The organism is Leminorella grimontii (assembly GCF_039789245.1).
In the GTDB taxonomy this organism is placed as follows: domain Bacteria; phylum Pseudomonadota; class Gammaproteobacteria; order Enterobacterales; family Enterobacteriaceae; genus Leminorella; species Leminorella grimontii.
The window spans coordinates 231648-252887 of record NZ_CP146357.1; the positions used below are offsets into that span (position 1 = coordinate 231648).

At 55.7% G+C, this 21240-nt stretch carries 22 protein-coding genes; 10 read left to right on the forward strand and 12 right to left on the reverse strand.

Annotation, left to right across the window (positions count from 1 at the left end; genetic code table 11):
• The first annotated feature begins 1 nt into the window (after position 1).
• Positions 2 to 1777: a GMC family oxidoreductase gene (locus V8L73_RS01190; protein ID WP_027273628.1), complete on the forward strand. Its 1776-nt coding sequence runs from the start codon at positions 2 to 4 to the stop codon at positions 1775 to 1777.
• A 13-nt stretch (positions 1778 to 1790) separates the two neighbouring features.
• The gene (locus V8L73_RS01195; RefSeq protein ID WP_347254845.1) at positions 1791 to 3107 is read left to right on the forward strand and encodes a cytochrome c; all 1317 of its coding nucleotides are present in this window, start codon (positions 1791 to 1793) and stop codon (positions 3105 to 3107) included.
• 76 nt (positions 3108 to 3183) lie between these two features.
• Here V8L73_RS01195 and slmA read toward each other — a convergent pair whose 3' ends face one another.
• The 3 genes from slmA to coaBC form a co-directional block, all read right to left on the reverse strand.
• The gene (slmA, locus tag V8L73_RS01200) at positions 3184 to 3777 is read right to left on the reverse strand and encodes a nucleoid occlusion factor SlmA (RefSeq protein ID WP_027273627.1); all 594 of its coding nucleotides are present in this window, start codon (positions 3775 to 3777) and stop codon (positions 3184 to 3186) included.
• 95 nt (positions 3778 to 3872) lie between these two features.
• Positions 3873 to 4331, reverse strand: coding sequence for a dUTP diphosphatase (dut, locus tag V8L73_RS01205; RefSeq protein ID WP_027273626.1), 459 nt, complete (start codon positions 4329 to 4331; stop codon positions 3873 to 3875).
• Positions 4315 to 5526 (reverse strand): bifunctional phosphopantothenoylcysteine decarboxylase/phosphopantothenate--cysteine ligase CoaBC, encoded by a 1212-nt coding sequence (coaBC, locus tag V8L73_RS01210; protein WP_027273625.1) that lies wholly within the window; start codon positions 5524 to 5526, stop codon positions 4315 to 4317. Before coaBC ends, dut begins: the two co-directional genes overlap by 17 nt.
• Positions 5527 to 5929: 403 nt before the next feature.
• Here coaBC and radC point away from each other — a divergent pair, with 403 nt between their 5' ends.
• The 4 genes from radC (at position 5930) to mutM (ending at position 8266) form a co-directional block, all read left to right on the forward strand.
• On the forward strand, positions 5930 to 6613 hold the full coding sequence (gene radC / locus V8L73_RS01215; RefSeq protein ID WP_261831785.1) for a RadC family protein: 684 nt from the start codon (positions 5930 to 5932) through the stop codon (positions 6611 to 6613).
• Positions 6614 to 6849: 236 nt separating this feature from the next.
• Positions 6850 to 7086 carry a 50S ribosomal protein L28 gene (gene rpmB / locus V8L73_RS01220; protein ID WP_027273623.1) on the forward strand — a complete coding sequence of 79 codons (237 nt, stop codon included), beginning with the start codon at positions 6850 to 6852 and terminating at the stop codon, positions 7084 to 7086.
• Positions 7087 to 7097: 11 nt separating this feature from the next.
• Positions 7098 to 7265 (forward strand): 50S ribosomal protein L33, encoded by a 168-nt coding sequence (gene rpmG, locus V8L73_RS01225; protein ID WP_027273622.1) that lies wholly within the window; start codon positions 7098 to 7100, stop codon positions 7263 to 7265.
• Between the two features lie 191 nt (positions 7266 to 7456).
• A complete protein-coding gene (gene mutM, locus V8L73_RS01230; protein ID WP_347253943.1) occupies positions 7457 to 8266 on the forward strand; it encodes a bifunctional DNA-formamidopyrimidine glycosylase/DNA-(apurinic or apyrimidinic site) lyase in 810 nt (269 codons plus the stop codon).
• Positions 8267 to 8270: 4 nt separating this feature from the next.
• Here mutM and coaD read toward each other — a convergent pair whose 3' ends face one another.
• The 8 genes from coaD to gpmM all read right to left on the reverse strand — a co-directional run bounded on the left by coaD (position 8271) and on the right by gpmM (position 17395).
• A complete protein-coding gene (gene coaD, locus V8L73_RS01235) occupies positions 8271 to 8768 on the reverse strand; it encodes a pantetheine-phosphate adenylyltransferase (protein WP_261831783.1) in 498 nt (165 codons plus the stop codon).
• Positions 8769 to 8853: 85 nt separating this feature from the next.
• Positions 8854 to 10131: a lipid IV(A) 3-deoxy-D-manno-octulosonic acid transferase gene (waaA, locus tag V8L73_RS01240; protein ID WP_422655607.1), complete on the reverse strand. Its 1278-nt coding sequence runs from the start codon at positions 10129 to 10131 to the stop codon at positions 8854 to 8856.
• Positions 10132 to 10247: 116 nt separating this feature from the next.
• On the reverse strand, positions 10248 to 11237 hold the full coding sequence (rfaC, locus tag V8L73_RS01245; RefSeq protein WP_347253944.1) for a lipopolysaccharide heptosyltransferase RfaC: 990 nt from the start codon (positions 11235 to 11237) through the stop codon (positions 10248 to 10250).
• Positions 11238 to 12296: an ADP-heptose--LPS heptosyltransferase RfaF gene (gene rfaF / locus V8L73_RS01250; protein WP_261831781.1), complete on the reverse strand. Its 1059-nt coding sequence runs from the start codon at positions 12294 to 12296 to the stop codon at positions 11238 to 11240.
• Positions 12297 to 12414: 118 nt separating this feature from the next.
• Positions 12415 to 13347 (reverse strand): ADP-glyceromanno-heptose 6-epimerase, encoded by a 933-nt coding sequence (gene rfaD, locus V8L73_RS01255; protein WP_027273616.1) that lies wholly within the window; start codon positions 13345 to 13347, stop codon positions 12415 to 12417.
• A gap of 209 nt (positions 13348 to 13556) precedes the next feature.
• Positions 13557 to 14468 carry a divergent polysaccharide deacetylase family protein gene (locus V8L73_RS01260; protein ID WP_347254847.1) on the reverse strand — a complete coding sequence of 304 codons (912 nt, stop codon included), beginning with the start codon at positions 14466 to 14468 and terminating at the stop codon, positions 13557 to 13559.
• A 44-nt stretch (positions 14469 to 14512) separates the two neighbouring features.
• Positions 14513 to 15841, reverse strand: coding sequence for a murein hydrolase activator EnvC (gene envC, locus V8L73_RS01265; RefSeq protein WP_036023368.1), 1329 nt, complete (start codon positions 15839 to 15841; stop codon positions 14513 to 14515).
• Between the two features lie 9 nt (positions 15842 to 15850).
• Positions 15851 to 17395: a 2,3-bisphosphoglycerate-independent phosphoglycerate mutase gene (gene gpmM, locus V8L73_RS01270; protein ID WP_027273614.1), complete on the reverse strand. Its 1545-nt coding sequence runs from the start codon at positions 17393 to 17395 to the stop codon at positions 15851 to 15853.
• Between the two features lie 314 nt (positions 17396 to 17709).
• On the opposite strand from gpmM, the gene V8L73_RS01275 reads away from it, so the two are divergent.
• The 4 genes from V8L73_RS01275 to cysE all read left to right on the forward strand — a co-directional run bounded on the left by V8L73_RS01275 (position 17710) and on the right by cysE (position 20647).
• Positions 17710 to 18141 carry a rhodanese-like domain-containing protein gene (locus V8L73_RS01275; RefSeq protein WP_027273613.1) on the forward strand — a complete coding sequence of 144 codons (432 nt, stop codon included), beginning with the start codon at positions 17710 to 17712 and terminating at the stop codon, positions 18139 to 18141.
• Between the two features lie 113 nt (positions 18142 to 18254).
• On the forward strand, positions 18255 to 18722 hold the full coding sequence (gene secB / locus V8L73_RS01280; protein ID WP_261831779.1) for a protein-export chaperone SecB: 468 nt from the start codon (positions 18255 to 18257) through the stop codon (positions 18720 to 18722).
• Between the two features lie 25 nt (positions 18723 to 18747).
• Complete coding sequence (gpsA, locus tag V8L73_RS01285; RefSeq protein WP_347254848.1) at positions 18748 to 19746, forward strand: NAD(P)H-dependent glycerol-3-phosphate dehydrogenase; 999 nt, start codon at positions 18748 to 18750, stop codon at positions 19744 to 19746.
• 82 nt (positions 19747 to 19828) lie between these two features.
• Positions 19829 to 20647, forward strand: a complete 819-nt coding sequence (cysE, locus tag V8L73_RS01290) for a serine O-acetyltransferase (protein ID WP_347253945.1) — start codon at positions 19829 to 19831, stop codon at positions 20645 to 20647.
• Positions 20648 to 20704: 57 nt separating this feature from the next.
• Here the strand turns inward: cysE and trmL are convergent, their stop codons facing one another.
• Entirely contained in the window at positions 20705 to 21178 is a 474-nt protein-coding gene (gene trmL, locus V8L73_RS01295; RefSeq protein WP_261831778.1) for a tRNA (uridine(34)/cytosine(34)/5-carboxymethylaminomethyluridine(34)-2'-O)-methyltransferase TrmL, read from the reverse strand.
• Positions 21179 to 21240: the final 62 nt, after the last annotated feature.

Consider the following 21240-nt stretch of genomic DNA (forward strand, 5'->3'; position numbering starts at 1 on the left):
AATGACAATTAAAAAAGAACCTGTGGACGTTGTGCTGGTGGGCTTCGGCTGGACCGGCGCTATTATGGGGCAGGAGTTGACCGAAGCGGGCCTGAACGTTTTGGCGCTCGAGCGCGGTGGAATGCACGACACGCCCACCGAAGGGAAATATCCAAACGTCGCCGACGAGCTGGCCTATTCGGTGCGCGGCAAGCTGTTTCAGGACCTCTCCAAGGAGACGGTCACTATTCGCCACTCGACCGGCGAGCAGGCGGTTCCCTATCGCCAGCACGGCTCGTTTCTGCTGGGAACGGGGGTAGGTGGAGCAGGCTTCCACTGGAACGGCCTCCACTGGCGCGCGTTTCCGGAAGAGCTGAGAATTCGCAGCCACTATGAGGAACGCTACGGTAAGAGCTTCATTCCCGAGGGTATGACCATTCAGGACTTCGGCGTCACCTACGACGAGCTGGAGCCCTATTTCACCAAGTTCGAATACGTTTGCGGCGTCTCCGGGCGCGCGGGCAACATTAACGGGCAGAAGCAGGAGGGCGGTAACCAGCTTGAGGCGCCGCGCAGCAAAGAGTACCCGCTGCCGCCGTTAAAAGACGTCTATAGCGCCACGCTGTTTGCCAAGGCTGCGCAGGAGCTGGGCTATAAGCCGTTCCCTATTCCGGCATCCAACGCCTCTGAGCCCTATACCAACCCCTATGGCGTGCGCCTTGGCCCCTGTAACTTCTGCGGCTATTGCGAGCACTACGCCTGCTATCTTTACTCCAAGGCCTCTCCGCAGACGACCATCCTGCCCGTTTTGTTAAGAAAGCCTAACTTTGAGCTTCGCACCCATTCTCAGGTCATTCGCGTAAATCTGGATTCGACCGGTAAAAAGGCGACCGGCGTGACCTATATCGACGCTCAGGGACGAGAGATTGAGCAACCGGCCAATATCGTTATTCTGAGCGCCTTCCAGATGCACAACGTGCGCCTGCTGCTGCTTTCCAAGATAGGGAAACCCTATAATCCGATTACCAATGAAGGCGTCGTCGGGCGCAACTACGCCTATCAGATGCTGACGTCCGTAAGCGTGATGATGCCTAAGGGAACGACGCTCAACCCGTTTATCGGCACCGGCGCCGGCGGGCAGGCTATCGATGATTTTAACGGCGACAATTTCGATCACGGCCCGCTCGGCTTTATCGGCGGCGCTAACATTAACCACCACCGCTCCGGCGGTCGCCCGATCAAGCAGGCGACGGTACCGGCCGGAACGCCGGCCTGGGGCAGCGAATGGAAGGGAGCGATACAGGACAGCTATCAGCGCGCGATGAGCATCGGTTCTTCGGGGTCAGTGATGTCCTATCGCGATAGCTACCTCGATCTAGACCCTAATTATACTGACAGTAACGGCCAGCCCTTATTGAGAATGACCTTTAACTGGCACGATAACGAGATCAAGATGGCGCAGTTCACCACTAACAAAGCCGGTGAGATTGCCAAAGCCATGAATCCGGAATCGTACAAGGTCAATGTGAAGAAGCTTGGCGCCCAGTACGATACGCGGCCCTATCAGACGACCCACAACACCGGCGGCGCGATTATGGGCAGCGATCCCAGCAGCAGCGTGGTTAACCGCTACCTGCAAAGCTGGGACGTGCCGAACGTGTTCGTGATGGGCGCCTGCGTGTTCCCACAGAACTTCGGCTATAACCCAACCGGGTTGGTCGGTGCGCTGGCGTACTGGTCTGCGAATGCGATTCGCGAACAGTATCTTAAAAATCCTGGCCCGCTGGTTCAGGCGTAAGGAGGAGACGATGATGAACAGACTTCTTTTCGCCGCTGGGCTGGCTCTGGGGCTGAGCGCGCCGCTTTTCGCGGCTGAGTCGGTTGACTATAAGGACGCAACGCTAATCAAACAGGGTGAATATTTGGCCCGCGCCGGCGACTGCGTCGCTTGCCACACGGCGTCGGGCGGCAAGCCGTTCGCCGGTGGGCTGCCGATGGAATCACCCGTTGGAACGATATATTCCACTAACATTACGCCGGATAAGCAAACCGGGATCGGCGAGTACAGCTTCGAGGACTTCGACAACGCCGTGCGTCACGGTATCGGCAAGGAGCATACTCTCTACCCGGCGATGCCATACCCTTCCTATGCTCGAGTCACCGATGCGGACATGCGCGCGCTGTATGCCTATTTTATGCACGGCGTGCAGCCGGTAAATCAGGTAAATAAGCCTACGGATATCACCTGGCCGCTCTCTATGCGCTGGCCGCTGACGGCCTGGCGCTGGATGTTTGCGCCGGAAGTGAAGGCGTTTGAACCCGCGTCCGGGCAGGATCCTGTCATCGCCCGCGGCGCCTATCTCGTTGAGGGATTAGGGCACTGTGGCGCATGCCATAGCCCTCGCGGCATCGGCATGCAGGAAAAAGCGCTGACTGCGCAAGAGGGGGCGCTTTATCTATCCGGCGGCGATGCGATGGAAGGCTGGGTAGGGAAAAACCTGCGGGGCGACCTGCGCGACGGGCTGGGAAGCTGGAGCGAGGCGCAGCTGGTGCAGTTTTTGAGTACCGGCCGCACCGAGCATACGGCGGTTTTCGGCGCCATGAGCGACGTGGTGACGCAGAGCATGCAGTACATGACGCAGGAGGATCTGACGTCGATTGCCCGCTATCTTAAATCGCTGCCGCCGGTTGATGCGGGTCAAAAGCCGTTTAAGTATGACGATACGGCCTATAAGGCGCTGTTTAACGGTGACGACAGCGCCGTAGGCGCCAGCGTATACGTTGACAGCTGCGCCGCCTGTCACCGTACTGACGGCAAAGGCTATGCGGAGGTTTTCCCCGCGTTGGCGGGTAATTCCGCGTTAGCCACTAAAGACGCAACGTCCCTGATTCATATCATTTTGAAAGGGGGAACTCTGCCGTCTACGTTTAAAGCGCCTACGCCTTATGCTATGCCTGACTTTGCTACTCGACTTACGGATAAGCAGGTGGCCGACGTGGTCAACTTTATTCGCAACAGCTGGGGCAATAAGGCTGAACCCGTTACGGAAAAGGACGTAGCCAACGTGCGTGAAGAGGTGAACGCGCCGCTCTATGGCGCAGCATCGGTATCGCCAGCTGCTAAATAACCTGTTTCCAAGTTCGGAAATAAAGAGGGGCGGTGTTAACACCGCCCCTCTCCATATATGCGTCGCGCCGTATAGGCTACTGAAGCTGAAGCGCCAGCATCGGCCAGCGTAGCTCAAACTCTTCCGTCGGGCGGTAGCGAAACTCCGAGCGTACAAAGCGGGACATCATACCTTCACAAAAGGCGAGCAGCTGGCTGGCTATCAGGCTTTCGTCATAGGCAAAAGACTCTCCTTCGCGCAGCTTTCTTTCCCGCAGCACCTGCCGCAGCTGGGTTTCTATCCGCTCAAACAGCTGGTTTATCCTTCCCTGAAGCCTGTCCTGTTCGAACATCAGGGCGTGGCCGGTCATAATCCGCGTCAACCCCGGATTCTTTTCCGCAAAGCCCAGAATGAGAAGCATAATGAGGCGAATGCGGTGAAAGGTGTCTTTTTCATCCTGCAGTATCAGATTGATGCGGCTGTTGAGGCTGTCCTCAATAAACTCGATCAGGCTGTCAAACATCCGCATTTTGCTGGGAAAGTGGCGATAAAGCGCCGCTTCGGACACGCCAACGTTCGCTGCCAGCTTGGCGGTCGTAATGCGCTGGCTGCCGTCGCTTGACTCCAGCATCTGGGCTAACGCCTGCAGAATGTCTTCTTTACGATTTTTCTTTGTAACTTTTTCTACCATGTCCAGTGACGTCCAAATTAGGGCGGGATACAGCCCACGCCCAACCGACCGGCGGTAAGCCGGCCTGATAACCGTTATTTTTTATGGTGAAAACGCTACTGGCGTCCGGAGTGGCCGAAACCGCCTTCGCCGCGCTCACTGCTTTCAAAGTCTTCAACGATGTTGAATTCAGCCTGTACGACGGGAACAAAAACCATTTGTGAAATACGTTCACCCGGTTCAATAACGAAAGGCGTCTGGCCGCGGTTCCAGACTGAAACCATGAGCTGCCCCTGATAGTCGGAGTCGATAAGGCCGACCAGGTTGCCCAGCACGACGCCGTGCTTATGGCCAAGCCCGGAACGCGGCAGGATCACCGCAGCGAGAGACGGGTCGGCAACGTGAATGGCCAGGCCCGTCGGCAGCAGCTTCGTTTCTCCCGGATTTAACGTAACGGCTTCGTCCAGACAGGCGCGAAGATCCAGCCCGGCGGAGCCCGGCGTTGCGTAGGCGGGAAGCGGAAAGGTTGTCCCGATGCGGGGATCGAGAATTTTTACATCAATTTTTTTCTTCATAGCGTTTGACGATTTCGTCCATCAGTTTTTGACCAAGCAAAGATTTATCGCTTAAAGGTAAGCTCATCTCGCCGTTTGACCAGTACAGATGCAGAGCATTGCTGTCGCTGTTAAATCCTTGTCCCGGCCGTGACACGTCGTTTGCGCAGATGAGGTCAAGATTTTTGCGGGCCAGCTTTGAGCGCGCATATTCTTCCACATTCTGCGTTTCGGCGGCAAATCCCACGACGAACGGGCGCGCAGCCGGCATAGCGGCGACTTCAGCCACGATATCGGGGTTTTTTATCATTTTCAGGGTGAGCTCGTCGCCCTGTTTTTTAATTTTCTCATCGGCAATGTGGAGCGCACGATAGTCGGCAACGGCAGCACAGGCAATAAAAATATTTTGCCCTGCGGCGCGAGACATGACGGCTTCACGCATTTCCAGCGCGCTGGTGACGTTAACGATTGTAACGTTGGCGGGCGGCGCGAGATCTACAGGGCCGCTAACCAGCGTGACGTTAGCGCCGCGCGCGGCCGCCGCGCGGGCGATGGAATAGCCCATTTTTCCGGAGCTGTGGTTGGTGATGAATCGAACGGGGTCCAGCGCCTCGCGGGTTGGGCCTGCGGTAAGCAGAACGTTGAGGTGAGCCAAGTCCTGCGGCGTATGCAGTATTTCTTCACAGCGCGCGATGATGTCCTGAGGATCCAGCATTCTTCCCGGCCCGACGTCACCGCAGGCCTGAGAGCCGCTGTCTGGCCCTAGAAGGTGGACTCCCCGAGCTCCTAGCGTTTTGAGATTATCCTGCGTCGCCTGCGCGCGATACATTTGCTGGTTCATCGCAGGCGCAGCGGCGACGGGAGCCGCGCTGGCAAGGCACAGGGTGGTCACCAGATCGTTGGCCATTCCGGCGGCCAGGCGAGCCAACAGGTCGGCCGTCGCAGGGGCCAGTAGAATAAGATCCGCCCATTTGCCTAGCTCGATATGACCCATAGCGGCTTCGGCCGCCGGGTCCAGCAAATCGTCAGAAACGGGATGGCCGGAAACGGCCTGCAGCGTTAGCGGCGTGATAAAGGCCTTTGCCGCTGGCGTCATCACAACCCGCACGTCGGCGCCCTTGTCGCGCAGGCGACGTACGATTTCCGGGCACTTATAGGCGGCGATGCCGCCGCCTATGCCTAATACTATTTTTTTTCCGTTTAGCGCTGCCATCATCGCCGCCTCATTCTGTTTTCACTGATTTGTTTTCGCTGATTTGTTTTAACGGACTTGTTTTAAGGGAAAACCCTGAAATTGGAAAGCATGCCGCGGAGTTTATCACAACCTTCGATCGGGCGAAGAGAACAAGCATTCCTTGCTCATTCTTATTGCGAAAAGAATGAATCAGAATACTGATTATATATACAGTAACGCCGATATACTAGCACAAATAGAGTTTCAGGATTTGTATTTATACCGTTTATTGAATGCAGGAAAAACATAACGCGAAGTATCTCGCACGATAGTATGTAATGTACTGGTAAATAAAATATTTTATTGGAAGTATGTTCCGACATTGTTCACAGTGAGTAGATTCATTTCCCCCAGGTTGCCAATGTATTTGACCAAGGAGGTGGAGATGAAAGAAAAAGATGCACCGTTTTGGGAAGGTGGCTGTGCGCCCAGAGAAAAGCTGCTGGCGTATGGCGCAGAGGCGCTCTCTGATAGGGAACTGCTGGCGGTATTTTTTAAGACTGGCCGAGGAGGGCTTCACGTTATGGACTTCTCGGCCCGAATATTAAGGGAGTTTGGGTCTATCCACGGGCTGCTGTCGGCTGATTATAACCAGTTTTGTCAGGGGTACGGACTGGGGCTGGCGCGTTTTGCACAGCTGCATGCGACGGTTGAGCTGTCCCGCCGGTATCTCGGGCACCAGCTAAAGGTCATGTGCCCGATAAGCAGCCCGTCGCTGACCTTCGGCTACCTGCAAAACCTGCTGTCGCATCGGGAGCGGGAAGTGTTCGTCGTCATTTTTTTGGATAATCAGCACCAGGTGCTTTACCATAAGGAGATGTTCAGCGGTACGCTCAACAGCGTTGAGGTCCATCCCAGAGAGATTGTCCGCGAGGCGTTAAAATCGAACGCGGCTGCGGTGATTCTGGCTCATAATCATCCGTCCGGTAGGGCTGAGCCCAGCCAGGCCGACAGAAGAGTCACTCAGCGGATACAAGATGCCTGTGCGATCGTAGACATACGGGTGCTCGATCACGTAGTGGTGGGGCAAGGAGCGCACGTTTCTTTTGCCGAACGGGGCTGGATTTAGCGCTTTTTTACGATCCTTGAGGATCTTTTCCCTTCAGTACTTGAGCCGTATTCGCTAAGAGCGTATACTACGCCACCTTTGAGAATTATGGATGTGGTATGCGAGCCTATCTCAGCAGGTTCTGACCGTAGACGTCTCGCCTCAGCAGAGCATGCTGAGATTGGCTCTAAAGCCTGACGAGGCCGCCAACATCCTAAAGAAGCTCGAGCTGATATTGATTTTTGGAGAATTTTGACATGTCACGAGTCTGCCAAGTTACCGGCAAGCGCCCTATGTACGGCAACAACCGCTCTCACGCGTTGAACGCCACAAAGCGTCGCTTCCTGCCGAACCTGCACTCACACCGTTTCTGGGTTGAGAGCGAAAAGCGTTTTGTAACTTTACGTGTATCTGCTAAAGGTATGCGCGTTATTGATAAGAAGGGTATCGATGCGGTGTTAGCCGATCTTCGTGCCCGCGGTGAGAAGTTTTAAGGAACTGAACCATGGCTAAAGGTATTCGCGAGAAGATCAAGCTGGTTTCTTCAGCTGGTACAGGTCACTACTATACCACCACGAAGAACAAGCGCACTAAGCCGGAAAAACTGGAACTGAAAAAGTACGATCCGGTTGTCCGTCAGCACGTTATCTATAAAGAAGCCAAAATTAAGTAAGCTTCGTTATACGGCGTGATGCTAAAAACCCGACCTTGGTCGGGTTTTTTTGTTTCCGTCGTTCGGTATTTTTAGCTGCTGTTTCCGGCGAGTGGGTAGGGAAGACGCTGGCATAGCGGTTGAATGACGCGCTCGGTTCACATATTGTTTAACGCCGTGCATCACTATTTAATTTCAAGGAGACTCGGCGAATGCCAGAACTGCCGGAGATAGAAACCAGCCGCCGCGGCATTGAGCCCCACCTGGTTGGATATTGCATTGTCAAAGCCGTCGTGCGCCAGCCCAAGCTGCGCTGGCCGGTATCCGCACAGATTTTGTCATTGAAGGACAGGCAAGTACTGAGCGTACAGCGCAGGGCGAAATATCTGCTGATTGAGCTCGATGGCGGTTGGATTATTGGCCATCTCGGCATGTCGGGCAGCGTGAGGGTACTGCCGGAACCCATTGCTCCGGGCAAGCACGATCACGTCGACTTCGTGCTCTCTAATGGTAAAGTCCTGCGCTATACGGACCCTCGCCGATTCGGCGCCTGGCTTTGGGCTGACGATTTGTCCGACTGCGGCGTGCTGAAGCATCTGGGCCCGGAGCCTTTGAGCGACGAATTTGATGGGGAATATCTGTTTAAGAAATCCCGCGCTAAAAAGACGCAGGTCAAGCCTTGGCTGATGGATAACAAGCTGGTTGTCGGCGTGGGTAATATCTACGCCAGCGAATCTCTGTTTGAGTCCCGAATATTGCCAACTCGCCCGGCGGGATCGCTGACGGAAGCGGAGTGTGCCATTTTAGTCGCCGAGATAAAACGCGTTCTAAGCCGATCTATAGAGCAGGGCGGGACGACGCTGAAAGACTTCCTGCAGGCGGACGGAAAGCCCGGCTATTTTGCGCAAGAGCTTCAGGTATACGGCAGAGTGGGAGAACCCTGCCGGGTTTGCGGCACTGCGATAGAAAGCGAAAAGCTTGGGCAGCGCTCCACGTTCTTTTGTCGGCGCTGCCAGAAGTAGCCCGCTAGCCAAGCTTCTTTATCAAGGCTTCGGAAACGACCGGCGGTAGAAAAGAGGTGATATCGCCCCCGTGGCGCGCCACCTCTTTGACCAGCGACGACGAGACAAAAGACCACTTCTCTGAAGGCATCAGAAAAATACTTTCCAAGTCGGCCATCAGGTGTCGGTTCATGCTGGCGAGTTGAAGCTCGTACTCAAAGTCGGAGATGGCCCTCAGCCCTCGGATCAGCACGTTCGCCCCCTGCTTTTGCGCAAAGTGCGCCATCAGTTCGCTAAATCCGACGACTTCTACGCGGGGAAGGTGTGCCGTGGCGGCCTTGGCGAGTTCGACTCGCTCTTCCAGCGTAAACAGCGGGCTTTTGCTCGGGCTGCGCGCGATAGCAATAACCAGATGGTCAAACATGCGAACGCTGCGGGTGATGATATCCAGATGACCGTTGGTCATCGGATCGAACGTTCCCGGATAGATGGCTTTGGTATATTCAGCGCGTTGAGTCGTCATGGCATCTCCTCGGGCAGCCGGCGGCCCCCTGCGTAGCAAACTTACTGTGAGTATACCGCACGCGCCGTTAAACGGACGTGCGGACTCAGTGGATCCGCGTTGGTAAATAGGGCTCCAGCAGCGCCAAAAGCTTTTCCAGCGCGCCCTGATTTTGCATCAACACGTTGGTGGCGTTTTGTCCGCAGCGTTGACGGTACTCTTCATTGCTCAACAGGCCTTCAACCGATTCGGCCAGAGAGTCCGCATCGGTAGCGACGATCAGGCCTTCTGCCTGCTGAAGCTTGCTGCAAATGTCTTTGAAGTTAAACGTGTGCGGGCCCATGACTACCGGTACGCCGTGGGCTGCGGGCTCCAGCGGATTATGCCCACCTCGCTCAACCAGGCTGCCGCCGACAAACGCCACGTCGGCGATGCCGTACAGCAACATCAGTTCGCCCATCGTATCGCCGATAACGACCTGTTCGTCCCCGGTCGGCACTTTGCCGCTGCTGCGGGTAATAAACTTCAGCCCGGCCACGGCGGTCAGCTGTTCGGCGGTAGAGAAACGTTCCGGATGACGGGGCACCAGAATTAATAGCAGATCGGGATGGCGCTCAAGCAGCGCCTTATGGGCGTTAAGAACGATTTGTTCTTCACCGTCATGCGTACTGGCGGCGATCCACACCGGACGGTGAGGAGCCCACTGTCGGCGTAGGCTAAGCGCGCGGGAGGAGAGCTCGGGCGTTACGGAAATATCGAATTTCAGGCTACCGGTTACCGCCAGCTGCGAGCGCTTCAGGCCAAGCTGAATAAATCGCTCGCCGTCTTCCTGATTCTGTGCGGCGATAAGCGTAATTTTGCGCATCATGTCCCGAATGGTCTTACCCAGCTTCTGGTAACCGTTGGCGGAACGCTCGGAGAGCCGCGCGTTGGCGATGACCAGCGGTATCTGACGGCGATTAAGCTGATGGATAAGATTGGGCCACAGCTCCGTTTCCATAATGATGACAAGCTTGGGGCGAACCTGATTTAAAAAGCGGTTTACCGATCCGGGCAGATCGTAGGGCAGATAGACGTGGTGGACGTCGTCGCCAAAAGCCGACAGCACGCGCTCTGACCCGGTGGGCGTCATGGTGGTGACGGTGATCGGCAGCCGAGGGTAGCGATAGCGCAGGGCGCGAACCAGCGGGATCGCCGTCAGGGTTTCTCCTACGGAAACGGAGTGCAGCATAATGCCGTCCGGTTCAACTTTACCGCGACAAAACCCGTATCTTTCTGCCCATCGCTTTCTGTATTGCGGCGCTTTACGCCCGCGCAGGAAGAGGCGCAGCCAGATGAAAGGCTGTAGAAGATAAAGCAGAAATGAGTAAATAAACCTCAGCATAGCGTATCCACACTCGACGGCGCATTGATCGGCCGATCGTTAAAATAAATAGCCGCTTCGAGAGCGGGTATTATTGAGTGACGGGCATAATATCATACCTGGGTCACACTTTTTTATTATTCCAGCGGCCGGTCGCCGCCGGGCTGGATTATCTGTAACAGGCGCTCTTTCACCGTTTGTGCGCTTAGCGCATTGAGATCCTGCCCCGGCGCCAGTATTTCACTTTGATTGCTGCCGTAGCCGCCGATAAGCCCCGGATCGGTCGGGCCGTATAGCGTCAGGTTCGGCCTTCCCAGCGCGGCCGTCATGTGGCTTAGGCCGGTATCGACGGAGACGACGGCCTTTGCGCCCGCCAAAACGCGGGCGATTTCTTCAAGCGTCAGTTTGGGCAGCACCTCGACGTTAGGATTGCCTTCCGCCAGCCTTAGCGCCCTTTCGTGTTCGCGGGGCGCGCCCCACGGCAGCTTTATTTTAAGGTCGCAATCCGCCATGGCGGCGATAAGCTCCCGCCAGTGACGCTCGGGCCAGTGCTTGTCGTCACGCGTTGTCGCGTGCAGAAAGACCAGATAGCGGTTAGCGTCCTGCGGAGGAACGCTTAGAAAACGTTCGGCAATGGCAAAGTCACCTTCTTCAGTGGGAGCGGGGTAACCGAGGCTCAGGGCGAACAGCTGTCGAGTTCGTTCTACAGCGTGCTGGTTTTTGGCAACGTAATGCTTTACGTCGAAAAAACAGCTGGCGAGAGGTTCTCTGGCGCTGCGGCGATCCTGCCCGTGCTTAACGCCCCTGGCCTTGCGCGTGACCAGGAAGGCGCTTTTTATCAGTCCCTGAGCGTCAATAACGGCGTCGTACTGCCGTTCCTGAAGGCGAGCCTTAAACGCCTGCCTTTCTTTACGCGTCTGGGCGTGGAACCACGACTTGCGCCAGCGGCGGATTGCCACCGGAATGACGCGATCGACGGCGCTGTGCCAGCTAGGGATTTGAGCGAAGCCTTCTTCCACTACCCAGTCGAAGCGAATGTCCGCAATAGCCCGCTGCGCATCCGTCAGCGCCGCAAGCGTATGCAGCACGTCGCCCATCGAGGAGGTCTTTACAATAAGCACCCGCATCTATTGAGCTTCCTTATTGTCCGGCTTGTTCAGCAACGCCGTAAGTTCAGTGAGTACCTGCTGTGGCTGAATGTCTATCAGGCTTTGGTGATATCCCTGAGCGGCGTCGCCTTTGCGCACCTTGTGGTAGCCGGTTATCAGTCTAATCACTTTCGCGTCATGAGACAGCGGCGGAGTGAAGTCCGGGCTGCTGGGGCCGTAGAGCGCGACCAGCGGCCGGTTTAACGCGGCCGCGACGTGCATCAGGCCTGAGTCGTTGGTGACGACGGCGCGGCAGCCGGCAATCAAAGCCACGGCTTGCTCGAGCTGCGTTTCACCCGCCAGGTTGTAACAGCGCTCCCGCTGCGATTCGGCCAGCGCGCGGCGGATCTCTTCTCCCGCCTCTTTGTCTTTTGCCGAGCCGAACAGAGCGATTTGATAGCCCATCTCAATCAGAGAGCCTGCCAGCGCCGCATAGTGATAGTGGGGCCAGCGTTTGGCCGGGCCGAATTCGGCGCCCGGGCAAAATCCGATAACCGGGCGGTCTGCGTTCAGGTGGAACGCCTCCTGCGCCAGCTTGGCTTCACCTGGCTCAACGCGCAGCTGAGGCCAGAGGATCGGCTGTGGGATGTCTTCCGCTCTCTGAATGCGCCGTCCGTCATAGGCCAATGCGACGTAGCGCTGCACCATCAGGGGAAACGCGGCCTTATCCAGCGTGCGGATGTCGTTGAGCAGGCCATAGCGCATTTCTCCGCGCCAGCCCGTGCGTTTAGGAATTTTTGCGAAAAAGGGGATTAACGCCGACTTGAGGGAGTTCGGCAGGACGATTGCCTGCTCGTAGCCGCTGTCGCGAAGCCGCTTGCCCAACTGATAACGCTCGCCCACGGCCAGCGCGCCGTGCCCCAGCGGCATGGGGATCGCCTGACTGACTTCCGGCATGCGCGCCAACAGCGGTCGACACCAGGCTGGCGCCATAACGTCGATGTCAATCTCTGGGTTTTCCGCCTTCAGCGTTCGGTACAGGCTTTGAGACATCATCATGTCTCCAACCCAAGAGGGGCCAATGATCAGCGTTTTCATGCGTTCTTCCCACAGGTCTGACAATGCGTAATTTATTATTATGGCGTTAAAATAAAAGCCCGAAAACGTTTAATTTCGGGCTTTGAATTTCGAGCGCGCCTATGGGCGCGCGCGGGGCTTAGGCGTCTCTGTTAAGCCAGGCCATGTATTCGGCAACGCCTTCGGCTACGGTTTTAAACGGCAGGTCATAGCCCGTTGCCTTCAGCTTGGTCAAGTCCGCCTGAGTATAAGACTGATAGCGGCCCTTTAGGTGCTCAGGGAAGGGGATGTACTCGACTTGCCCTTTCTTGTGGTACGCCAGTACGGCATCGGCGACCGCCTGGAAGGACTCGGCGCGGCCGGTTCCGCAGTTGAATATGCCCGATGCGCCGTTTTTCCAGAACCACAGATTCATCTGAGCGACGTCGCCGACGTAGATGAAGTCGCGACGGAAGCCTTCGCTGCCGGAAAACAGCTTCGGATTTTCGCCTTTATTAATCTGATTATTCAGATGAAAGGCCACGCTGGCCATGCTGCCCTTGTGGTTTTCCCGCGGGCCGTACACGTTGAAATAGCGGAAGCCGCAGATTTGCGACTCGGCGTGCGGCAGGATTTGGCGCACGTATTGATCGAACAGGAATTTGGAGTAGCCGTAAACGTTCAGCGGCTGTTCGTACTGCCGGTCTTCAATAAAGTTGTCGCTGCGTCCGCCGTAGGTGGCGGCAGAAGAGGCGTACAGAAAGGGGATCTGGCGATCGAGACAGTAGTGAAGCAGATCTTTGGAGTACTGATAGTTGTTGTCCATCATGTACTTGCCGTCCCACTCCGTCGTGGAAGAGCAAGCCCCTTCGTGGAAAATGGCGTCGATGTCGCCCAAGTCGTCATCGGCGATGATGTGGGCAAGAAACTCTTCTTTATCCATGTAGTCGGCGATGTCTAAATCCACCAGATTGGCGAACTTGGTGCCGTCTTTCAGGTTATCGACAACCAGAATATCCTGGTAGCCGGTCTGGTTTAGTGCCTTGATGATGTTGCTGCCGATAAATCCGGCGCCGCCCGTTACGATAATCATGGTTCCACCGTCCGTCCCCGTAGGGTTCGTTGTCTAATGCCGCGCTGCGGGGGCATTTTCAGGTATGTCAGAAAGCGTTTATCGTCTGAACGCTTTCCGCGCGATTCATCTATTTTGATAAATAAAGTGGGGATGGGTTCCCTTTTATTGAGGGGGTAGATAGTAGCGTAGCCGCCGGTTTTGTTCAATTCAGCGTGCGTAAGCTCGACCTACCGCTTCTCGGCGTTTTCCGTCTGCGGCGCTTCAGGCCCTGAGATTCTTTGGCAATAGCCCATATAGGCATCGAGAGAAAGCGTGGCCGGCGTAGCGCCGATCGCCGTTTTTACGGTTTTATAGGCTAAAGAGGATAGATGGCTATGGGCGGCGGAACACTGCTGAAAGCCGCTTAAATCCGGCATTTTCTTCTGTGATTCTTCTGGCTCCGAATGTGGTTTTGCTGAAGGCAGAAGGGCGCTGACGGGAACCAGCTTAACGTCGGCCGGAAGTTCAGGGATCATCAACTGCAGCGTTCGCACGGTGGAAGGATGAGGGTGGCCGATAGCGATGGCGGAACCGTTTTTCTGCGCCATCCTCACCGCCAATAAAAACTGTTTACGCACGGCGGCTTCGCTCTGGTCGTCATCGAGAAATACTTTTCTTTTAACAACCTGTACCGATGTTCCTTCCGCCGCCTGCGTCGCTTTACTGCTGCCTATCGTCATGCTGTCCAGAAAGTAGAGCTGATAGTGGCTCAGGGTTTTCATTACGCGCCGCATCGCTTCAAGGTCGGACGTCATGGCGCTACCCATGTGGTTGTTCATCCCTTTGGCGTGGGGAACGTTGCGTATGGCCTGAGCGATAATGCGGCGGATCTCTTCTATTCCCATCGTAGGCTTGAGCGTGTCGCGTTCGAGGGGCTGCTTACTGATAGGCGCCATCGGCATGTGGATAAGGATCTCGTTGCCGTTTTGATAGGCTTTCTGAGCCATCTCTTTTGACAGCGGCGCGTTGGGTAAAATTGCGACCGAAATCGCCGGCGTCAGGCTCAAAACCTGCTCTTCGTTGTGTTTTCGATAGCCGAAGTCGTCGATAACGATAGCCAACCGGGCGGGAGCGGCAAATGCGCTGAGGCAGTAAAACATCAGCGCGCTTGGCAATAAGGTACGGATAATGCGTTTAAACATGCTTAATTTCCCAGCCAGGGGCGCGGATTGACCGCTTTACCCTGCCGACGGATTTCAAAGTAGAGCGAAGGCTCTCCCTGGCCGCCGCTGGTGCCCACTAGCGCAATGGGCTGCCCGGCCTTCACCTGGCTGCCGACGCTGACCAGCGCGCTTTGGTTGTAGCCGTACAGGCTCATGTCGCTTTTGCCGTGTTCAACCACCACGACCAGCCCATAGCCCTGAAGCCAGTCGGCTAGCAGGACGCGGCCATCGGCAATTGCGCGAACTTCACTGCCCTCTGGGGCGTTGATGACCATTCCCTTCCAGCGCAGCTCGCCCTGAAGGGCCTCGCCAAAGCTGTGGCTTACGCGGCCTTTAACCGGCCAAAGCGCCTGGCCGGCCGGTCGTCCGAGCCCGCCGGTACGCGCCATCAGCGCGCGTTCCTCTTCGGTTGGCTTATACACCGAGCCGGATTTTTGCGCCTGCTGCTGCCTGGCGCGCAGTTTTTCCGCTTCCCGCTGCTCGCGCTCTGCTCGGGCCTTGGCTTCTCGCTCCGCTTTGGCGATTTGATCGCGCAGTCGGGCTTCGTTTTTCTTTAGTTCCGCCAGCTTTTGCTGGTCAGCCTGAATGGAAGCGTCCAACTCGCTAAGGGTTTTTTGGCGGGCCTGGCGGGCTAATTCCAGCTGCTCTTGCTGGCTTTTTTGTTCGCCAAGCAGGTTTTTCTGTTCGGTCTGCTTTTGCTGTAGGCGACTTTTTTCTTCCGCCAGATCGGTTTGCGTTTCTTTTAGCTGACCGATCGTTTTCTGGCGAGATTCATTTAGATAGCCATAGTAGGCCAGAATGCGCTCACTGCGCTGGCTCTCCTCGCTTTCAAGAATGAGCTGAAGCTCAGAGCTTTTCCCCAGGCGAAAAGCCGCGTCGAGCTGTTTGGCCAACTGTTCCTGCTGTGCGTTTTGCTGTTTTTGCAGGCGCTTGATGTTAACGTTGAGCGCGCCTATCTCGCCGCTCAGCGTTTTTAACGCGCTCTGCGTTTTACGCAGCGCCAGGCTTGACTGAGCGATGGTCTTTTCCTGCTCCTGCAGTTGGCTCTGTAGTCCTTCCCGCTGCTTTTGCTGGCGCTTAACGTTTTGTTCTTTTTCGGCGATATCTTGCAGTACGCTGTCTAACTGCTGTTTGTTGTTTTCAGCGTAAAGAGGTAAAGAGAAGAGCTGTGCGCCCGCATAGATTGCGCCGGCGCACAGGAGAGATAAACCGCGTCGGCCGGTCGATGTGTGCAGTGCAGGTAACTTTTTCGCTGGCTGCACAATCGACCTCCTGGCGGTAGATAAATAAGTAAAAGCCTTTCCCTTCATGGGAAGGGATTATTTCACGATGAACAGGGGCTTGCCAGTCATCTCTTTTGGTATTTCCATTCCCATCAGGCTAAGCATGGTGGGCGCCAGATCGGAAAGCTTGCCGCCGTTTACCGTTTCGGCCGCTTTTCCTACGTAAATCAACGGTACCGGCAGGTTGGTGTGGGCGGTATGCGCTTGGCCCGTCTGCGGATCGCGCATCTGCTCGGCGTTACCGTGGTCGGCGGTGATGAGCAACTGGCCGTCGGCGCGCTTGACGGCGTCAACCACCTGTCCAATACAGTCATCAAGCGCTTCAATCGCTTTGACCGCGGCGTCGTAAATGCCGGTGTGTCCTACCATGTCGCCGTTAGGATAGTTACAGATGATGGCGTCGTATTTTCCGCTTTCGATGGCGGCGACCAGCTTCTCAGTGAGTTCGGCAGAGCTCATTTCCGGCTGAAGATCGTAAGTAGCGACTTTCGGCGAATTGATCAAAATGCGATCTTCTCCGTTAAACGGCTGCTCCACTCCACCATTATAGAAGAAAGTGACGTGGGCATATTTTTCAGTCTCGGAAATGCGAAGCTGAGTCTTGTCATGCTTCATCAGCCATTCGCCGAAGGTGTTGTTCAGCGACTCCGGCGGGTAGGCGCAGCTGGCCTTGATGTCGGCGGCGTACTCCGTCAGCATCACGAATTCGCCAAAGTTAATCACGCGGTTGCGCCTGAAGCCGTCAAAATCCTGATTAATGAAGGTGCGGGTGATTTGACGGGCGCGGTCGGCGCGGAAGTTCATGAATACCATGACGTCGCCGTCCTGCATGGCGGCGGAGGGTTCGCCGGCTTTTTGTACGACGGTAGGCTTAACGAACTCGTCGTTTTCATCGCGCGCATAGGCAGCCTGCAGGGCGCTGACGGCGTCCTCGGCGTTAAATTCGCCCTTAGCGTCGACCATCAGATCGTAAGCCAGCTGAACGCGATCCCAGCGGTTGTCGCGGTCCATGGCGTAGTAGCGCCCGACTACCGAAGCAATGCGGCCGTTACCCAGCTCGGCAAATTTTTCAGTGAATCGTTTCAGTGTTGATTCCGCACTACGGGGTGGGGTGTCGCGTCCGTCTAAAAAGGCGTGCAGGTAAACGGCTTTAGCTCCGCGCTTTGCCGCTAGCTCGATCATCGCAATAATGTGATCTTCATGGCTGTGAACGCCGCCAGGCGACATCAGGCCCATAATGTGAAGCGCTTTCCCGGTCGTAACCGCTTTATCTACCGCTGAGGTTAATACGGGGTTGGTAAAGAAGTCGCCGTCTTTGATTTCTTTATCCAGACGAGTGAGATCCTGATAAACGATGCGCCCCGCGCCCAAATTGACGTGGCCGACTTCCGAATTGCCCATTTGACCATCGGGCAGGCCTACGTCCAGGCCGGAAGCGGCGATAAGCGTATGCGGATAGTTTTGCCACAGGGCGTCCATTACGGGCCTTTTGGCGTTAACAATGGCGTTATCCTGCTTCTCTTCCCGATAGCCGTAGCCGTCAAGGATGACGAGAACCATCGGTTTCTTTGTGCTCGACATGCAATTAACCTCGTAATAAATGATAAAACGCGAATTTCTCAGTCTCATACCATATTAGGAAATTGGTAGTAACGATAAGTGCTATAGCCAGACGCCCAATTTTACTACACTCGCGGTAAATAAGCGTAAAAATCGAAATCGCAGGAATATTTTTACGATTTTTCAATATATATGACTGACAACTCTTGATAGAATTTCTAGAGATATGTCGTATTTTCTGCACCACGTTGGGGATTTGGGCTGTATTTGACGCCGGGCGCAGGTATACTCCATAACCTTAGAGATTAATCCTAAACAGCGAGTTGTTATCCTCCATGGAACAAGTTATGCAATTTGTCAGCAACCACCCACTCCTGAGCTTTGGATGGCTGGGTTTGCTGATCGCCGTTATTTTTACAACGTTTAAGAGCGCGACCTCAAAAGTTAAAGAAATCGGCAATACCGACCTGACGCGCCTTATCAACAGCGAAGAAGCGGTCGTCGTTGATACCCGCACGATCGATGATTTCCGTAAGGGCCACATCGTCGGCGCTATCAACCTGACGCCTACCGATATCAAAAACGGAACGCTTGCCGTTCTGGATAAGCACAGGGATCGCCCGGTAATCGTACTGTGCGCCAACGGCACGGCCTCTAAGGCGCCGGCGGAAGCGCTGGTTAAAGAGGGCTTCTCTCGGGTTTATACGCTGAAAAACGGCCTGTCTGGCTGGACCGGCGAAAATCTTCCCTTAGTCCGTGGTAAATAGATTCGTGGTAAATAACGCACCCGGCGTGCGCTTTTAGCATTCTGCCTGGCCGCTTTTTGACGCAAAAATTAAGGCGGCTCGGCAAAGGACATCTAACTTAAAGGTAATTTCTTATGTCAGAGCAAAGCAATCCAGATATGAGCTTCCAGATCCAGCGCATTTACACGAAGGACATTTCCTTTGAATCGCCGGGCGCGCCGTTGGTTTTCCAAAAAGAGTGGGAGCCTGAAGTCAAGCTGGATTTGGACACGGCCTCAAGCCAGCTGGCTGAAGACGTTTATGAAGTTGTGCTGCGCGTGACGGTGACGTCAATGCTGGGCGAAGATACCGCATTCCTGTGTGAAGTTCAGCAGGCGGGTATTTTCCACGTTACCGGCCTTGATGGCTCCCAGATGGCGCACTGCCTGGGCGCGTACTGCCCGAATATCCTGTTCCCTTATGCGCGTGAGTGCGTGACCAGCCTGGTTACTCGCGGTACTTTCCCGCAGTTGAACCTGGCGCCGGTTAACTTTGACGCGCTGTTTATGAACTATCTGCAGCAGCAGGCTGAAGCAGAACAGGCTGAAGCCCCACAACAATAAGGACGCTCGCGTGAATCAGGTCGATATGACGGTCATCGGGGCCGGATCTTACGGTACGGCGCTGGCCATTACGCTGGCGCGTAACGGGCACTCGGTCGTTCTGTGGGGGCATGACCCTGAACATATCGACCGGCTCCAGCGGGACAGAAAGAATCAGGCTTTCCTGCCGGACGTGTCGTTTCCCGACAGCCTGCGGCTGGAAAGCTCTCTTGAAAAGGCCGTTGGCGCCAGCCGCGACATTCTCGTCGTCGTGCCGAGCCACGTTTTTGGCGACGTATTACGTCAGGTTAAACCGTTCCTGCGGCCCGACGCCCGCATCGTGTGGGCGACAAAAGGGCTGGAGGCTGACACCGGCCGGCTGTTGCAGGACGTTGCCCGAGAGGCGCTGGGAAACGATATTCCTCTGGCGGTGATTTCAGGCCCAACCTTTGCCAAAGAGCTGGCTGCGGGGCTGCCTACGGCGATTGCCGTTTCTTCCTCCGATCCCCACTTTACTGAAGATCTTCAAAAGCTGCTGCACTGCGGGAAGAGCTTTCGCGTGTACAGCAACCCTGACTTTATCGGCGTTCAGCTCGGCGGCGCGGTGAAGAACGTCATTGCGATAGGCGCAGGAATGTCTGACGGCATCGGCTTTGGCGCAAACGCCCGCACGGCGTTGATTACCCGCGGGCTGGCCGAAATGAGCCGCCTGGGCGCGGCGCTGGGCGCTGAACCCTCTACCTTTATGGGCATGGCGGGCCTGGGCGATCTGGTCTTGACCTGTACCGACAATCAGTCACGCAACCGTCGCTTCGGTATCATGCTGGGGGAAGGGAAGTCGGTTTCTGAAGCTCAAGCGCTGATTGGTCAGGTGGTTGAAGGGTATCGCAATACCAAAGAGGTCTGGATTCTGGCCCAGCGCTACGGCGTTGAAATGCCGATAACCGAGCAGATTTATCAGGTGCTTTACGCTGGTAAAAACGCTCGCGAAGCGGCGCTTTCCCTGCTCGGCAGGACAAGCCGGGACGAACAGAGCGCGCTCTAACGCGCACCTGTCCCTGCGTTCGCTTATCTTTTTCATTTTATCTTCATCTGTTGTGTACGGCGGTGTTATCAGGAGCTGAAAGATGTCATCAGAGTCAATGCAGGTTTGGCTGGAAATCAAACAGGAAGCGAGAAAACTGGTAGAGTGTGAACCCATTCTTGCCAGCTTCTTCCATTCGACGCTGCTGAACCACGAGTTCCTGGGCAATGCTCTTAGCTACATTCTTGCCAACAAGCTGGCCAGTGCGACCATGCCGGCCATTTCCGTCCGGGAAATCATTGAGGACGCCGTCAAGTCTGACGACAACATTACGGAATGCGCCGCTCGCGACATTCTGGCCGTGCGACAGCGCGACCCGGCCGTTGACAAGTATTCAACGCCGCTGCTTTACCTTAAAGGGTTTCATGCGCTGCAGGCCTACCGCGTAGGGCACTGGCTGTGGAATCAGAACCGTAAGGCGTTGGCAATCTATCTGCAAAATCAGGTTTCCGTCGTCTTTGGCGTTGATATTCACCCGGCGGCTCACATTGGCCACGGCATCATGCTTGACCATGCTACCGGCATCGTTATTGGCGAGACGGCGGTTGTTGAAAACGATGTATCCATTCTTCAGTCGGTGACGCTGGGCGGTACCGGTAAAGAAGGCGGCGATCGCCATCCGAAGATCCGCGAGGGGGTTATGATTGGCGCCGGCGCGAAAATTTTGGGCAATATTGAAGTTGGGCGCGGAGCAAAGATCGGCGCGGGCTCTGTCGTATTGCAGGCCGTACCGCCTTATACAACGGTAGCGGGCGTCCCGGCAAAAATCGTGGGCCGTTCAGGCTGCGATAAGCCCTCAATGGAAATGGACCAAAGCTTTAACGGCGACAGAGGCGAGCTGGATCTCTCCCTCGACGATTGAGCCGCTGTTTCTCTATCGCCACGCATTTCTGATTAAGGCCGATTGTATCGGCCTTAATTATTCTCGCAGCAGCGCGCCCTGATACCCCAGCTGGCGCCAGGCCTCATACACCACAACCGATACCGCATTTGACAGGTTCATGCTGCGGCTGTCAGCCTGCATGGGAATGCGTATCTTCTGTTCTTTGGGCAACGCATCCAGAATGTAAGCAGGTAGCCCTCTGGTTTCGGGGCCGAACAGCAAATAGTCGCCGGCCTGATAGGCAACGGCGCTGTGGGCAGGGGTTCCCTTGGTTGTTAGCGCAAAGAGGCGAGCCGGGCGCTCGCTGTCGATAAACGACTGATAGTTCCTGTGGCGCTTGACGGCGGCAAACTCATGGTAATCAAGCCCTGCGCGGCGCAGGCGCTTGTCGTCCCAGGTAAAGCCCAAGGGCTCTATCAGGTGAAGCTTAAAGCCGGTGTTGGCGCACAGGCGGATAATATTGCCCGTATTTGGCGGAATTTCAGGCTCAAATAAAACGATGTTTAACATACGCCTCCAAGTCGAAGAGAGGCGCAGAATAGCAGAAAACGGCCGCGAGCTGAACGGCCGCC

What these genes read in the sequence shown, in the direction of transcription:
- cysE (WP_347253945.1), top strand. Translation starts at nt 19,829, where the DNA reads ATGTCATCAGAGTCAATGCAGGTTTGGCTGGAAATCAAACAGGAAGCG.
- rfaD (WP_027273616.1), bottom strand. Translation starts at nt 13,347, where the DNA reads ATGATTATCGTAACGGGCGGCGCCGGATTTATCGGCAGCAACATCATC.
- gpsA (WP_347254848.1), top strand. Translation starts at nt 18,748, where the DNA reads ATGACGGTCATCGGGGCCGGATCTTACGGTACGGCGCTGGCCATTACG.
- envC (WP_036023368.1), bottom strand. Translation starts at nt 15,841, where the DNA reads ATGAAGGGAAAGGCTTTTACTTATTTATCTACCGCCAGGAGGTCGATT.
- coaD (WP_261831783.1), bottom strand. Translation starts at nt 8,768, where the DNA reads ATGACGACTCAACGCGCTGAATATACCAAAGCCATCTATCCGGGAACG.
- gpmM (WP_027273614.1), bottom strand. Translation starts at nt 17,395, where the DNA reads ATGTCGAGCACAAAGAAACCGATGGTTCTCGTCATCCTTGACGGCTAC.
- rpmB (WP_027273623.1), top strand. Translation starts at nt 6,850, where the DNA reads ATGTCACGAGTCTGCCAAGTTACCGGCAAGCGCCCTATGTACGGCAAC.
- dut (WP_027273626.1), bottom strand. Translation starts at nt 4,331, where the DNA reads ATGAAGAAAAAAATTGATGTAAAAATTCTCGATCCCCGCATCGGGACA.
- trmL (WP_261831778.1), bottom strand. Translation starts at nt 21,178, where the DNA reads ATGTTAAACATCGTTTTATTTGAGCCTGAAATTCCGCCAAATACGGGC.
- rfaF (WP_261831781.1), bottom strand. Translation starts at nt 12,296, where the DNA reads ATGAAAACGCTGATCATTGGCCCCTCTTGGGTTGGAGACATGATGATG.
- V8L73_RS01275 (WP_027273613.1), top strand. Translation starts at nt 17,710, where the DNA reads ATGGAACAAGTTATGCAATTTGTCAGCAACCACCCACTCCTGAGCTTT.
- radC (WP_261831785.1), top strand. Translation starts at nt 5,930, where the DNA reads ATGAAAGAAAAAGATGCACCGTTTTGGGAAGGTGGCTGTGCGCCCAGA.
- V8L73_RS01190 (WP_027273628.1), top strand. Translation starts at nt 2, where the DNA reads ATGACAATTAAAAAAGAACCTGTGGACGTTGTGCTGGTGGGCTTCGGC.
- rfaC (WP_347253944.1), bottom strand. Translation starts at nt 11,237, where the DNA reads ATGCGGGTGCTTATTGTAAAGACCTCCTCGATGGGCGACGTGCTGCAT.
- rpmG (WP_027273622.1), top strand. Translation starts at nt 7,098, where the DNA reads ATGGCTAAAGGTATTCGCGAGAAGATCAAGCTGGTTTCTTCAGCTGGT.
- waaA (WP_422655607.1), bottom strand. Translation starts at nt 10,131, where the DNA reads ATGCTGAGGTTTATTTACTCATTTCTGCTTTATCTTCTACAGCCTTTC.
- V8L73_RS01260 (WP_347254847.1), bottom strand. Translation starts at nt 14,468, where the DNA reads ATGTTTTACTGCCTCAGCGCATTTGCCGCTCCCGCCCGGTTGGCTATC.
- V8L73_RS01195 (WP_347254845.1), top strand. Translation starts at nt 1,791, where the DNA reads ATGAACAGACTTCTTTTCGCCGCTGGGCTGGCTCTGGGGCTGAGCGCG.
- mutM (WP_347253943.1), top strand. Translation starts at nt 7,457, where the DNA reads ATGCCAGAACTGCCGGAGATAGAAACCAGCCGCCGCGGCATTGAGCCC.
- slmA (WP_027273627.1), bottom strand. Translation starts at nt 3,777, where the DNA reads ATGGTAGAAAAAGTTACAAAGAAAAATCGTAAAGAAGACATTCTGCAG.
- secB (WP_261831779.1), top strand. Translation starts at nt 18,255, where the DNA reads ATGTCAGAGCAAAGCAATCCAGATATGAGCTTCCAGATCCAGCGCATT.
- coaBC (WP_027273625.1), bottom strand. Translation starts at nt 5,526, where the DNA reads ATGATGGCAGCGCTAAACGGAAAAAAAATAGTATTAGGCATAGGCGGC.